The organism is Pseudoalteromonas phenolica (genome assembly GCF_005886345.1).
In the GTDB taxonomy this organism is placed as follows: Bacteria; Pseudomonadota; Gammaproteobacteria; order Enterobacterales; family Alteromonadaceae; genus Pseudoalteromonas; species Pseudoalteromonas phenolica_A.
This window is the reverse complement of the sequence record NZ_PNEC01000086.1, coordinates 1-13,450: the sequence shown is the minus strand read 5'-3', so window position 1 is coordinate 13,450 and position 13,450 is coordinate 1. Positions and strand designations below refer to the sequence as shown.

General features: G+C 37.7%; 11 protein-coding genes and 1 pseudogene. 5 read left to right on the top strand and 7 right to left on the bottom strand.

The annotated features are described in order from the left end of the window. Nucleotides 1-651: 651 nt before the first annotated feature. From CWB72_RS20030 to CWB72_RS20015, 4 genes are read right to left on the bottom strand one after another with little or no spacing between them, the layout of a single operon-like run. Nucleotides 652-1,032: an MAPEG family protein gene (locus CWB72_RS20030; protein ID WP_138635143.1), complete on the bottom strand. Its 381-nt coding sequence runs from the start codon at nucleotides 1,030-1,032 to the stop codon at nucleotides 652-654. After that, entirely contained in the window at nucleotides 1,029-1,220 is a 192-nt protein-coding gene (locus tag CWB72_RS20025) for a DUF1289 domain-containing protein (protein ID WP_130256556.1), read from the bottom strand. Before CWB72_RS20025 ends, CWB72_RS20030 begins: the two co-directional genes overlap by 4 nt. Nucleotides 1,221-1,278: 58 nt before the next feature. After that, a complete protein-coding gene (locus tag CWB72_RS20020; protein ID WP_138635140.1) occupies nucleotides 1,279-4,575 on the bottom strand; it encodes an efflux RND transporter permease subunit in 3,297 nt (1,098 codons plus the stop codon). A gap of 11 nt (nucleotides 4,576-4,586) precedes the next feature. Then, on the bottom strand, nucleotides 4,587-5,729 hold the full coding sequence (locus tag CWB72_RS20015; protein WP_138635138.1) for an efflux RND transporter periplasmic adaptor subunit: 1,143 nt from the start codon (nucleotides 5,727-5,729) through the stop codon (nucleotides 4,587-4,589). 278 nt (nucleotides 5,730-6,007) lie between these two features. Here CWB72_RS20015 and CWB72_RS20010 point away from each other — a divergent pair, with 278 nt between their 5' ends. Both CWB72_RS20010 and CWB72_RS20005 read left to right on the top strand, forming a co-directional pair. After that, nucleotides 6,008-6,778, top strand: a complete 771-nt coding sequence (locus tag CWB72_RS20010; protein ID WP_138635135.1) for a class I SAM-dependent methyltransferase — start codon at nucleotides 6,008-6,010, stop codon at nucleotides 6,776-6,778. 8 nt (nucleotides 6,779-6,786) lie between these two features. Continuing rightward, nucleotides 6,787-8,007 carry an NRAMP family divalent metal transporter gene (locus tag CWB72_RS20005; RefSeq protein WP_138635132.1) on the top strand — a complete coding sequence of 407 codons (1,221 nt, stop codon included), beginning with the start codon at nucleotides 6,787-6,789 and terminating at the stop codon, nucleotides 8,005-8,007. A 64-nt stretch (nucleotides 8,008-8,071) separates the two neighbouring features. Here the strand turns inward: CWB72_RS20005 and CWB72_RS20000 are convergent, their stop codons facing one another. The 3 genes and pseudogenes from CWB72_RS20000 to CWB72_RS19990 form a co-directional block, all read right to left on the bottom strand. Beyond that, nucleotides 8,072-8,620 (bottom strand): NAD(P)H nitroreductase, encoded by a 549-nt coding sequence (locus CWB72_RS20000; RefSeq protein ID WP_138635129.1) that lies wholly within the window; start codon nucleotides 8,618-8,620, stop codon nucleotides 8,072-8,074. Nucleotides 8,621-8,685: 65 nt separating this feature from the next. Continuing rightward, nucleotides 8,686-9,366, bottom strand: a complete 681-nt coding sequence (locus CWB72_RS19995; RefSeq protein ID WP_138635126.1) for an HvfX family Cu-binding RiPP maturation protein — start codon at nucleotides 9,364-9,366, stop codon at nucleotides 8,686-8,688. 149 nt (nucleotides 9,367-9,515) lie between these two features. Continuing rightward, nucleotides 9,516-10,388: pseudogene (locus CWB72_RS19990) on the bottom strand (IS3 family transposase); the annotation flags it as partial. 163 nt (nucleotides 10,389-10,551) lie between these two features. On the opposite strand from CWB72_RS19990, the gene CWB72_RS19985 reads away from it, so the two are divergent. The 3 genes from CWB72_RS19985 to CWB72_RS19975 all read left to right on the top strand — a co-directional run bounded on the left by CWB72_RS19985 (nucleotide 10,552) and on the right by CWB72_RS19975 (nucleotide 13,433). Continuing rightward, a complete protein-coding gene (locus CWB72_RS19985; RefSeq protein ID WP_138635123.1) occupies nucleotides 10,552-11,013 on the top strand; it encodes a BLUF domain-containing protein in 462 nt (153 codons plus the stop codon). Between the two features lie 23 nt (nucleotides 11,014-11,036). Beyond that, nucleotides 11,037-12,743 (top strand): methyl-accepting chemotaxis protein, encoded by a 1,707-nt coding sequence (locus CWB72_RS19980; protein ID WP_171037370.1) that lies wholly within the window; start codon nucleotides 11,037-11,039, stop codon nucleotides 12,741-12,743. A 462-nt stretch (nucleotides 12,744-13,205) separates the two neighbouring features. Then, nucleotides 13,206-13,433, top strand: coding sequence for a helix-turn-helix domain-containing protein (locus CWB72_RS19975; protein WP_138635117.1), 228 nt, complete (start codon nucleotides 13,206-13,208; stop codon nucleotides 13,431-13,433). The last annotated feature ends 17 nt before the right edge of the window (nucleotides 13,434-13,450 follow it).

Below are 13,450 nucleotides of genomic sequence, written 5' to 3'. Positions count from 1 at the left end.
ATCAAGTCAAGACTAATTCAAATAACCTTAACAACTATTTACCCCTGAATATGGTGATTTTTGGTCTTAGTTCGGTTTAGTAACACGCTATTAATCAGAATAAAAGATTAAACGGGATCAAATATAGAGGCCGCTCTTCTCATCAAGTCTTTGCTGGCACTTCTTATTTCATCTTTTCGTGTTCTATCTAGTTTTACACCATAGTAGTTTGTTTATTTTTGTTTACTGTAACTCTTTCAACTTGCATATAGTTAACTTGTAACAAGATTAAGGTGTTCAGGAGTGAAAATATAATGCCAAAGCCCAGAGATAAAGTCATGGAGATTAAAACTGTGCTTATGTTTGTTGCTCGAGAAGTTATAGTATCAAGCTAAAAAATGTTGTGTTACTAGTTAGCATAAATGTTCTAAAACGTGCTATGCCAGCATGCAGTAAAGCTCTCACGACTGATGTCATTTATTGTTTTGCTAATTGATATAATCCACCAGCAATTCTTAAATACCCAAAACCGTCAGCATACAGTTGCTGGAAAAAGCTGAACTTTCTGACGCTTTGTTTCTCATTTCCAAGCAATTACTTTTACGCTTAAACCTTTGAATAGTATAGGAAACTTTTTGAAAGAGAGTCAGAAAAGCGCGTTGCGCTTTTCTTCTACAAAATTGAAAGGTATAAAATTGAAACAATAGAAACTAGCATTGTTGAGAATGTGAGTAACATACCTGAAACACGAAACTTTAAGTTTTCTTTGGCCTGAGAAACGCCATAAGCATGGAGTGCTCGGCTAATTAAAAGTGATGCGCCAAGACAATGAACAATAACAAAATGCCCTTTTAATAATTCCACTGATAAAATTAATATTAACGTAATTGGCACATACTCTGCGAAATTAGCATGCACACGCATGGCTCTAAGCAATTCTGGGTTATCTCCCGTCCCCACTCCTATTTGTAATCTTTTTCTAATTTTTATCGTTTTAAAACTTAAAAATACAAATAATATTGCCAACAAGGCTACGTAAATTGGGGTGATCATCTTGATTCCTTTTTTTGTTTTCTTTCAATGCACGTATTCATAATTACTTGTTTTTCATTATCTGACAATGAATTCCACTTTAAAATTTCATCTAAGGTTCTAAAGCAACCGATACATACATCATTCTCATCCAAGCAGCATTGCCTGATACAAGGTGACTCTATGTTTAAAGGTTTTTTATTGTTCATGATTAAAAGTCTATAAAAAAGGCCCCGCACGGAGCCTTAATAATTAAGCTAAATTGTTTTATGAATGTTTCACTTCACCTTTCATTAAAAAGCTCAACAAAACAGGAACCAGGATCAGTGTAAAAATTGTAGAAACAACAAGTCCACCCACAACAACCGCACCAAGCCCACGATATAATTCACTACCTGCCCCTGGCATTAATACCAGTGGTAACATACCACCGACAGAGGTAAGCGTTGACATCATAATTGGCCTGACTCGGCTTTCAACTGAAGATCGGATAGCAAGCTGCCCGTTCATTCCGCGCTCTTTTTGGTTATTCAATGCTTGATGCACAATTAGAATCGCATTGTTTACCACCACACCTGCCAAAATTACAAAGCCAAGTAATGTAAGTACATCAAGGTTTTGTATTGGTGTATATCGGTCAAATACACTGGCCCAATGCACAGCACTCAGCCCCATGAAACCACCTAAAGTTGCCAGCGGTACCGTAACCAAAATAACCAGTGGATACTTCCAGTTTTGAAACAAGATGACCATTACCAAATAAACCACGAACATAGCTAAAAACATACTCGAACTTAAAGTACCAAATAAGCTACCGTCACCTAGCAACGCATTTTTTAGATCCGCTAATTTACCCGCACTGCCCGCCATATTTACATCAACATACTGAGACATCGCCCCTTGGCTTTTTAATTCACTCACCATAGCATTAACCGAGTTAATGGCTTGTTCAAGTGGCATACCTGCTGGTGGTGTAAATTGCAAAGTAATCGCCCTTTGTCTAGCAACGTGTTTTATTTGGTCTGCTGTCTGAGTTCGCTCTAGAAGTGCAATAGATTGAAGATCGATAACTGCCGATTCAGGTGTGGCAATAGGTAATTGCATTAAAGATTCAATTGGATAATCCGATTGTTGAGCTTGCGTTACCACTTTGAGATCTTTTAGCTCTCCACCGATGGCAAAACTGTTCATTAGTATCACACCATCACCATTTGTTTGCACTGCTAAACCCAGATCTCTTCGGGTCATATTAAGTTCAGCTAAACGCTCATCTAATGGCTTAATACTTAACTCAGGCGTCGGTAGAATAAAATTAGCAGGCTCAGGAATGGTTGCATAAGGACCATAAGTACCAATCAATTGAAATAGCAACGCAGTTGCGCTTTGTGTTATTTGCTCTAAGTCATCTCCTACCAAATCAATTTGGATGGCTGAACCCGTTGTGCCACCAGTGCTGAACAGAGGAAACTGAAAAGCAAAGCCGATAACATCAGGTGCGTTTACTCCCATTAAAGTTTGATTAAGGAAATCAACTGAATCTACAGTTTTAATAGGGTCTTGTGGAATAAGGCCATGCAATACTTGCCCACCCATTGCAACTAAGAAGTAATGATCAACTTTTGGGGCATCTATCATCGAGCCATCCATTAATCGAATAGTAGGCCTATCAGCTTCAGTTGCGCGTTCACCTTGTCTAAAATATTGCTCGGCTTGATATTTATCTTCTGTTAGCTCCCAAGCAGGACGTAGCTTTTGTTCGATTCGGTCACCAATTTCTGATATTTGATCTAAGTTGTAGCCCGGCGGTGGCACCATAAAACCAAATGCAAAGTTACGGTTACCTTTAGGCAAGTAATCTAATGGCGGAATTAAAATTGCGATACCAGCAAGAGTAATAACGGCAAAGCTTGAAATTACAATTAACTTACGTTTTGTTGTTTCTGTCAGAAAAGTAAATATTGCCCCAATTGTTTCAGGGAGCTTTGACGCTTTTGTCTCAACCGCTTTAAACCATTTAAAGTTGATTTCTACTTGCTTAGACTCTGTTCGCATTCTCAAGAAGTAGCTGCCAGCAACTGGAATAACTAAAATAGAGACAATAAAACTAATAAAAACAGCAGCCATAATAGCTAGCGAAATATCTCTGAATAGTTGACCGGCACTGTCGCTGATTGTCAAGATAGGAATAAACACCACGAGCGTAGTCATAGTTGAGGCGAATACCGCCCCTGCTACTTCTTGTGTGCCATCAACACTGGCCTTGAGTGGCCTTTTACCCATTTCAAGGTGTCTGAATATGTTTTCTATAACAACGATGGCGTTATCTACCACCATGCCTACCGCGAAAGCCATGCCAGCCAAAGAGACAATATTGATAGATCGGCCAAGTGCAACTAAAACCACAACAGATGCAATAACAGAAATAGGAATCGCAATGGCGATTACACCTATGGTTCTGAGTGAGCGTAAAAATAACAATAAAGTGAATACCGCTAACATGCCTCCAACGACAATATTGCTTTGTACAAGATCGATGGCATTTTCTACGTAGGTTGATGAATCCCAAGTTAGAACCAGTTCAAATGTACCGTTAATGCCAAGTTTTCTAGCATGTTGCTCAAGCATACCTCCCGGTTTATTAAGTTCGACCATTTCTGCTTTTAAGGCGTTCATGGCTTCCAGTAAGTTAGCACCGCGAGTTAACTGAAAATTAAAAAATGGCATTTTTACGCCACGGGCTCTCACCCAATCAGTCATGTCTTTATAATCAATGACTACCTCAGCCACATCACTGATATACACAGGGCCATTGTTATCTCTGCGCAATACGATATTTTTAACTTCTGACACATCACTGAAACGACCATGGGCTTTGACACGAATATCATTTTTACCATCAGGAAGTCTGCCTCCTGAATAGCTTGTGTTGCTAAGCTGTATGGCATCAACAAGTTGGCTGTAAGTCACACCGAAGTTTGCCAGTTTAACTGGATCTACTCTGATCTGAAGTTCCTGCTCACGCGCGCCCATCATGCCGACTTTCGATATACCTTTGATGTTCTCAAGACGTGGCCTTAATCGCCTTTCCATAAAGTCATACAAAGTCGTATTATCAAAGTTAGGATCTGTTGCGGCCAAGCCTACCCATGCGATGTAATCGACTGACATGGGATCGACACCTTCAACAGTTGGTTGAGAGACACCCATCGGGTAAGCGGGTACTTCATTGAGTTTTTGTACCACTTCAGCCTGCGCTTTATTAATGTCAGTGCCAGTTTCAAATTCTAATCTAAGTTGAGCCGCTGAGTTTTGACTAATACTGGTTAACGAAACTAACCCCGTTACATCAGAAAGCACTTTCTCTTGTTCAATCACAACATCAGATTCAATTTCTTCTGGACTGGCGTTTTCCCAAAATGTACGCACACTGACGACAACCGAGTCGACAGTTGGGGTCATTTGCACAGGGACTTTTGTGAATGCCAATATACCTGCAAGCACTGACAGAATAACGGCAACAACCACTGATATTGGTTGTTTCACCGCAGCTTTAACTACATTCATAAATATCCCTTTTAGTTCACATTCTCTGAAATAGACTGTGAACTGACTTGCGTATCTGGTACAGCCACAACAGGTCCAGGCATTAGCCGCTCATTCCCCTCAGTCACCACTTTATCGCCATTGGCTAAGACGACACTGTCAATAGCAACCCAACCAGATCTATGAAACTTAACTTTTACAGGCACTGATTGCGCAGACTGGTTGTCTCCGTCAGTATTCACCTTATAAACAAAATAACTACCACCACGTTGGATCAAGGCATCTTTTGGCACCATCAATGTTAATGATTTGGCGTTTGTAGCAAGCCAAGCACTGACTGACATACCAGGCATAAATCCAGGGTGGCTAATTTCAGCAATGACTTTGAATGTGCGTGCTCTAGGGTCAATTTGATTGATGACTTGCACTTTATTTGAGGTCGCTAACGCACTGGCACTTTGCAATGGGATCGATAACGCCTCACTATGCTTAAGGTGAGAAAGTCGTTCAGGGATATCAAGCCAAGCCTCTAGTTTATCAAAAGCAGTTAGTTTAAAAGCAGTATCGCCAGCTGATAGCCATTGCCCTAGCTCAGCGTGACGCTCTACAACTTGGCCACTAAATGGCGCAACTAACTGAGTATCAGAAAGCTTTACTTCGGCAAGTGTTAGACTTGCCATCACTGCATCCACGTTCTGTTTCGCTGCGAGCATATTCGCTTTCGTAGAATTAGATTCTGCACGGCTTCTTTCAAGCTGCTGTTTAGACACCGCATTATTTTTTTGCGAAGTTAAATATGCTTGATAGTCACTTTGTGCTCGTTCAAATTTGGCTTCAGCGGCTTTTAAGCTTTCTTTAGCTGCAGCATGTTCTGCTCGCAATTGTTCGACTTGTGCCATGAGACGTCTATCATCAACTTTTAGAAGTCGATCACCTTTTTCAACGTAATCGCCATCATTAACAAACACCTCACTAACCAAACCTGATTCGCTGATGGCAATATTAGATGTTTGGTAGGCTTTTAGCGTTCCGACTACTCGGATCTGCTCTTGCTCTTCTTTTTCTACTACTTCGCTATATCGTACCACTTGTGCATGAGCGTTTGAGATAAACATTAATGATAAAAATAATAGCGAATTAGTCAGTCGTTTTTTTCTAATTAATAAGTTTGCCATTGAGGTTCCTTGTAAATACACCAGTTTTGGCAACTGAACTCAGTACTGCTATGCAGTTTTAAATTACTATGAATAAAAGTAGCAAAAATGTGTTTGTACACTTGTACTAAGTATAGAATGAAATAGATTATTGGGTTTTTGGTGGGTTAATTTGATAACTGATTATCAAACCTTTTTATTATTCTAATGAATGGTTAAAAAATCAACCTAATTTTTCCCTTGCTATCTAATAATCTAAAGGTGTTAGAATATTAGAAACAAAAAGTTAAGTATCTGATATGGATTATTTAAGTATCAACAAAGCAACATGGGATAAAAGAACGGATATTCACCTTGAGTCTTCATTCTATGATGTGCAATCTTTTATTAATGGTAAATGTAGCCTAAATCCAATTGAGAAAGAATTACTTGGTTCTGTTGAATCATTAGATTTGCTCCATCTGCAATGTCACTTTGGTCAAGACACGCTTTCACTTAATCGGCTAGGTGCTAAAACAACTGGGGTTGATTTATCTAGCAAAGCAATAGCAGCAGCTAATCACCTCTCATCAAAACTCTCTCTTGATGCCAACTTTTTTTGTGATGACATAGTTCAATTCGGTGAAAAAAATGACAAGCAATTTGACGTAGTTTATACATCATACGGCGTTTTATGTTGGTTACCAGATTTGAGTCAATGGGCAAAAACCATCTCAAATGCATTAAAATCTGGAGGCAAATTTGTCTTGGTTGAGTTTCATCCAATCAATGACCTGCTTCAAGGCTATGATTATTTTGAAAAATCGTCTGCTGACATAGAAAAAGAAGGGACTTATACTGAGAATTGCGATGGTAAAGAGTCTACCATTGTCACTTGGTCGCACTCTGTTAGTGATGTGATCCAAGCCCTTATTAAGGCCGGGCTTGAAATAAAGCAATATATTGAATCACCTTACTCCCCTTATGATTGTGAGCAAAACTTGCAGTATGTCGACGGTAAAGGGTTTCTCAAATATCATAAAGGTAATTTGATACCGCAAATTTATGCTATTCAAGCTATCAAAAAATAAGAATAAAAATGAAATCAGATTTAAAAAACACAATCCAGCATTTAGGCCCAGGCATTTTAATGGCAACGGCTGCAGTTGGCGGTTCGCACCTAGTTGCTTCAACCCAAGCAGGCGCATTATTTGGCTGGCAGCTTTTCGCGTTTATTATCATTGTGAACTTATTGAAATATCCATTTTTTAAATTTGCGGTAACATATACGGCCAAGACTAATAAAAGTTTAGTTGAAGGTTATAAGGCACATAACACAGCATTATTTTGCTTGTTCACTTTGCTAAATGTCATCTCTGCGGTCGTTAACACTGCCGGGGTTTTGTTGCTTACGGCGCTTCTACTTCAATATGTCTTACCATTCCAAGCTAGTTTGACAATTTTATCCATTGGTATTTTATTTACGTGCCTATTGATTTTACTTCTTGGGCATTACAAGGCACTTGATAAAGCAAGTAAGATCATTATGGGTATTCTAACTTTATCAACAGTTATCGCCTTTGTTGTTGCTTTATCAAATGGTCAAGTACACCCTGAGCCTGCTGCGCCAATATCTCCATTCTCAATGGCAATGCTTGGATTTATGGTGGCATTAATGGGCTGGATGCCAGCGCCAATCGAAATTTCTGCAATAAATTCTCTTTGGATAAAAGCGAAACACCGCCAAAAACACATCAACGTTAAGCAAACACTTTTTGATTTCAAATTAGGATATGGTCTGACATTGCTACTCGCCTTGTTATTTTTCTCACTTGGCGCGTTACTTCAATATGGTCAGGATAAACCAATTGAACTAGCTGGCGTTGCATTTTCTAAACAACTCATTGATATGTATGCGCTTACGATAGGTGAGTGGTCGCGTTGGTTAATTGCAACGGTTGCATTCTTGTGTATGTTTGGCACCACCATTACTGTTCTAGATGGCTACAGCAGAACAATAAATGAATCATATACCTTAGTTGCCAAGTCACCTAAGAAGCTAATGTCGTGGATTTTAATGGCACAAGCTTCTTTAGGCTTGATTGTGATTTTATTTTTTAAAGCGAATATCAAAGATATGTTAATGCTTGCTATGACTTTATCATTCTTAACAACACCATTTTTTGCATGGTTAAATTACCAATTGATAAAGGATGAGCTCTTTGAGTCAGAATCTATGCTTATAAAAATACTGACAGGTTTAGGCTTTGTGTTTTTAGTTGGTATTTCAGTTCTTTTTGTGTTTTGGAAGGTATTTTAAATATGTGAGGGTGTAATACCCTCACAATGATTCAAGTAAAAATTTGCTTTTAAGAAATTAACATCTACAAGCTTGAAAAGAAGTTTTCTGGTTTATGACGTACTGGTTTTGTACACATCACAGTGGGCGTGCCCAAATATAAATAACCCACTATTTCATCTTTGCTATCAAGCTCGAGTAACTCTTTTACCTTTTCACTTTGAGCAAAATAACCTGTTCTCCAAACGCCCGAAAGACCTTGTGCAAAAGCGGCTTGTTGCATTGCAAACACACTACAAGCAGCGCTTTCAATTTGCTCTATTCTTGGCACTTTTGGATGCTCCATATAAGGGCTAACAGCAATGATAAGCATTGGCGCTCTTTGCGGCAGCTCTTTTGCCCTACTGACTGTTCTTTCGTCCTGCTGTTCAGCAACGGCAGCTTGATAATAAATTTCACCCAATTTATCGCGACCATCTTCTTCGACTACAATAAATTTCCATGGCGCTAAACCACCATGGTCTGGCACTTTTAAAGCGGCTTTTTTTATTATTTCAAGTTGCTCTAAGTTTGGACCAGGAAAAGACAAATTACTGTCTGATTGCCTTTTTGTAAGAAGCTCTAATGCATCCATGATAATTCTCTTTAGTAAACATATTAATAGAATAACAAGAAATCAGACTTATTCGCATCCCCAGATTAATGAAATCGTTTAAATATCCAATAATCTAAACTGACAAACCGTCCTGCACCTGTGAATAACAGGCTTAGTAACATAGCTAAATATATGGCTGCGAATTCAATACCGTTATTCAATATCGCAACAGAGCCTTTTTCGAGGAGGTAACCAGGAAAACCATGAGTCTCAATGATTTCATTTATTTTAGAGAGCCTTTGCGATACTTCATTTGAGTTTTCTAGACTTTGCTGTGCAGCTTCAATATTGAACCAACTTAATACTGTTGCTGGGCTAGCGTCACCAGAACTAGGGGCAATTGCAAACCAACCGTTATGCCAATGAACACTGGTTATGGCAACCAGCATAGTGAAAATCAATGGGATTGAAATTAAACGCGTGAACAAACCCAGTAATAATAGCCAGCCACCTAAAAATTCAGCCCACCCAGCTAGAAAGGCCAATAAATCAGGAAAAGGTAACCCCAAGCCCCACTCTGTATTACCAAACCATGTCACCACACTTTCATCAGCAAGCAACCTAGAAAATAAAGATACATCTGTATTACCCAGATTTAATTTATTGAAGCCCGCAATGATCATTGTAGGTGCAAGAATCAGCCTAAACAATAAGGGTGATAGAAAATCAAAATTAGAAATGGCTAATTTAAGTTTTTGTGATTGCTGTAATAAAGACCTTATCATGAGTTAATTCCTCACTAATTTTGATCATAAGACCAATAAAACATAATTAAAATTTCAAAATTATTGAGTTAAATGCTCTTTAATCTTTAGATCTAGGAGTTTACTGTCTAATGGCTTAGTCAATACATGATTTGTTCTGCGCAACTAAATCAGGACACTTTTCTTAAGGAACTTTGCTCATACTCAATTGGCGATAGATCACCATTTGCCGTATGAAGTCGTTCTAAGTTGTAATAGCACATATACGCTGCCACATCATCTCTCATATGCTCATGTGTTGGCTGAGGAACTTTCAACAACCAATCATTTTTTAAACTACCGAAAAAGCGTTCAACAACCGCATTATCCCAACACGCTCCAACATCGCCCATACTCGCTCTGATACCGTAATTGGCTAGGAGTTTACGGTAATGCTTACTGGTATATTGTGAGCCTCTATCAGAGTGAAACACCAAGCCTTTTGGTGGCTGACGTAAGTTATAAGCTTTCATCATCGCTTTGCTGACTAAGCATGCCGTCATTCGCTTATCGATATGCCAGCCAACGATGCGGCGTGAATATAAGTCCATAACAATGGCTAGGTACATCCAACCTTCTCCTGTTCTTAAATACGTCACATCACCCGCCCAAACCTGATTAGCATCAACAGGGTTAAAGTTCTGGTTTAGTAAGTTATCCGCAACAGCATCAATGTGTTTACGCTTGGTTGTGACTTTATAAGCAATACGCTGAGTTACAACTAAACCAAGTTTATTCATCAGCTTTTTCACGCCATACTCGCTAACATCAAACCCCTCCTTGCATAACCGTTTTCTCAGCTCTCGATAACCCAAGCTACTTCTGCTTTGTTCGAAGATGACCTTGGCTCTTCGATACATATGCAAATGCTTCGCTGTAATGATTTTTACGGGTCGCTTCAGCCAAGCATAATAGGCTGAGCGACTTACCCCCATTACTTTGCAAAGCTTGCTTACTGGGAATACCGAAGGTAGCTTCTTAACGGTTTTAAACGTTACTTGGTTTCCTTTAGCAAAGCAGTGCTCGAAGCTTCGCCAGATGAGAACATACAGAAAAAAGTAAAAAAAATTAGATACATTACCGCTTGAAATCTTTTTTTACTCGACTAATTTTAAAATGTGAGTCAAATCTTAAGATTCATTTTAAATAATTAGGTTTGATATATATATGTTCGAGATTCTATATCAGATTTGCTATGTAAGTAGTGCTAATGAAAAATTTCAGCAAACTGAGTTGTTGGAGCTCCTTAATCAAGCTCGTCAATACAATAAGAATAACAATATTACGGGTCTATTATTATATGACGGAGTAGGCACTTTTCTTCAGACTCTAGAAGGAGAAAAAGACGATGTCGAATCACTCTTCTCTAAAATTAAAATGGATGAAAGGCATAAAAGAGTTAACTTATTAAGTGCTAAACTTGTTGAAGAAAGATTGTTCGCAAACTGGAGTATGGGGTTTAGGCTAATCGATAAAACTGCAATTAAACAAATTGATGGTTTTTCTGATTTTATGTACGCACCTGAAAAAAACTTAGAAGCGTTCGCTACAAGTGAGCCAAATTCAGCAATGAATCTTTTATACCACTTTGCAAAAATTTCAGCAATTGAACCTGAAGACATCACATAACATTTAATTATATGGTTGTTAATATGATAAATGATCTCAGTATTACTAAAAAATTATATCTTCAAGGACTTATTCAATTTGTTATTGTATCAGTCATAGGGTTAGTTTCATTATTTTATCTTAATAAGCTTGGTACGACTTTACATGAAATAGCCAAGGAAGATATTCCCCTGACAAAGATGTTAACGAAAGCAACTGAACACCAACTTGAGCAAGCAATATATATAGAAAGAATGTTTTTAACTGCAGCTTTATCACTTAATAATACAAATTCGACTAAATCGGATTTGTCGAAAAGCATAGATAAAGTCACTAGTTATCAAAAGCTTGTTCATTTAGAAGTTGATACTGCTTTAGATTTCGCAAAATCAACAATAAAAAACTTAAAGAACGACATTGCTGTGCAGAAATACAGAATTTTAATTTCTGATTTATCGGGTGTAACTTCAGACTTATTCGAGCTAGAAGAAATAACTAAGGTTGCTATAAATTATGCTAATCTCGGTGATATTAATTCAATGCTAAAAAGTTCGAAAGAAATTAAGAAAATTGAAGATAGAATTGATGAAAAACTCATTGAAGTACTTGATAATATACAAAAATATACTGAAGAAGCTGCATTAAAAGCAGAAGAAGATGAAAAAAGAGTTATCAACAAGATAAGCATCATATTTGTTGTTTCAACAATTCTTTGTTTTTTTGTACCTTACTTTATAAAAAATTCAATAATAAAACCTCTTAAGCTTCTTTTGGAAAGAATTGATCAAGTGTCTAAAGGTGACGGAAATCTTCGAATTAGGTTAGATGAAAGTTCTAAAGACGAATTAGGTGACTTAGCGCGTTCTTTTAATTCTTTTATGAACATCTTGAATAATATTATTAGTGATGTTTCTCACAAAGCTGACAAACTTGGAATCTCCTCTGAAGTTGGACTAAGAGTAATAGAAAAAACTTTAACAAATGTCGAAACTCAGCAAAGAGAGACTGAACTTGTTGCTACTGCAGTTACAGAGATGAGTTCAACAACAAAAGAAATTGCTGATAGTACAAATGATGCGAGTCGGATCGCTGATCTAGTCAAAGGTAGAGTCCGAGAAGGTCAACTTGTTGCACAAAGTACTCAAAAGATCATAGAAAAGCTAACAGTTGAAGTTGAAGATACTTCTGAGGTTATATCACGCTTGATGGAAGAAACGAATAACATAGGACAAGTAACAGACACGATTCAGAGTATTGCTGAACAAACCAATTTATTAGCATTAAATGCTGCGATTGAGGCGGCTAGAGCTGGTGAAACTGGACGTGGTTTTGCCGTAGTAGCTGACGAGGTTCGTTCATTAGCAAAAAGGACACGGGAATCTACAATAGATATTCAAGACCTTGTGGAAAGACTGCATGGGCAAGCAAAAAATGCTGTAGACAGTATGCAAAGAGGAAAAGCAAGTACATTAGAGTGTCTGGAAAAAGGCTTAGAAACTGCTAACGCTTTTAACGATGCAGCTTCTGCAGTAAGTGAAATTTCAGATGTAAACCTACAAATTGCATCTGCATCTGAGGAACAAGCAACTGTTGCTATGGACGTTAATAATACCTTGAAGAAAATAACGCAAATCGCGCTCGAGACGTCAAATGGAGTTCATGAATCTTCAAATGCTTACGAAGAGATAGGTAAAAGCTTAATAGATTTACATTCAAATCTTAATGTATTTCAAACTGACGAAAAGTCATAGAATCTTTTAAAATTGACTCAGAAAATAAGTGAGACAATCATTAGTAATTATCTTGAAAGAATAGATTATGAAAGAATTAATTAACCTGAGTTCGGTTTAAACCACAACCATTGAACTTCGCTCCACGTCAGTGTGCTCTGCTTTAATCAAATAGGACACTTTAATAATGGAATATAATCAAATTATTGAGGTGTTAAATGACAAAACGAACAAACAGAAATTATACGGCTGAATTTAAGCAAGAAGCTGTTGTTGGTGTTACCCACTAAAAGTAGACCCCCTAATTATGCATACCTGCTTTCATATTCCATTGTAATTAATTGTGAATATTTAGAGCTTGGCTGACACATTTTTGTATATTTACATTGTGTTAGTTAAAATTTTAGATGAACAGAAAAGAAAAACAAGAAGTTAGACGCAAGCTTAAGATTTTAGATCACGCAAAAAACCAGAAACGTTATCATGACCTGTCGGCACTGGGGAATATCCAGAGATACGTTTTATCGTTGGAAAAAAGATTATGCAGCTAAAGGAGAAGTAGGGTTAATTAACTCTAAGCCATGCCCCGAAAATTCAGCTGTTCGAGTTGATCCTATCATCGAAGAAAGAATCTTATATTTGCGTAAGAACTATCATCTTGAGCAAACTAAAATTAGTTGGTATTTAGCCCGTTATCATGGACTAAATTGAATTAGTCTTGACTTGAT

Excerpts from the sequence above, each read along its gene's own strand:
- CWB72_RS20030 (WP_138635143.1), bottom strand. The coding sequence starts at position 1,032 with ATGATCACCCCAATTTACGTAGCCTTGTTGGCAATATTATTTGTATTT.
- CWB72_RS19985 (WP_138635123.1), top strand. The coding sequence starts at position 10,552 with ATGTTCGAGATTCTATATCAGATTTGCTATGTAAGTAGTGCTAATGAA.
- CWB72_RS20025 (WP_130256556.1), bottom strand. The coding sequence starts at position 1,220 with ATGAACAATAAAAAACCTTTAAACATAGAGTCACCTTGTATCAGGCAA.
- CWB72_RS20000 (WP_138635129.1), bottom strand. The coding sequence starts at position 8,620 with ATGGATGCATTAGAGCTTCTTACAAAAAGGCAATCAGACAGTAATTTG.
- CWB72_RS20015 (WP_138635138.1), bottom strand. The coding sequence starts at position 5,729 with ATGGCAAACTTATTAATTAGAAAAAAACGACTGACTAATTCGCTATTA.
- CWB72_RS20020 (WP_138635140.1), bottom strand. The coding sequence starts at position 4,575 with ATGAATGTAGTTAAAGCTGCGGTGAAACAACCAATATCAGTGGTTGTT.
- CWB72_RS19980 (WP_171037370.1), top strand. The coding sequence starts at position 11,037 with ATGATAAATGATCTCAGTATTACTAAAAAATTATATCTTCAAGGACTT.
- CWB72_RS19995 (WP_138635126.1), bottom strand. The coding sequence starts at position 9,366 with ATGATAAGGTCTTTATTACAGCAATCACAAAAACTTAAATTAGCCATT.
- CWB72_RS19975 (WP_138635117.1), top strand. The coding sequence starts at position 13,206 with ATGACCTGTCGGCACTGGGGAATATCCAGAGATACGTTTTATCGTTGG.
- CWB72_RS20010 (WP_138635135.1), top strand. The coding sequence starts at position 6,008 with ATGGATTATTTAAGTATCAACAAAGCAACATGGGATAAAAGAACGGAT.
- CWB72_RS20005 (WP_138635132.1), top strand. The coding sequence starts at position 6,787 with ATGAAATCAGATTTAAAAAACACAATCCAGCATTTAGGCCCAGGCATT.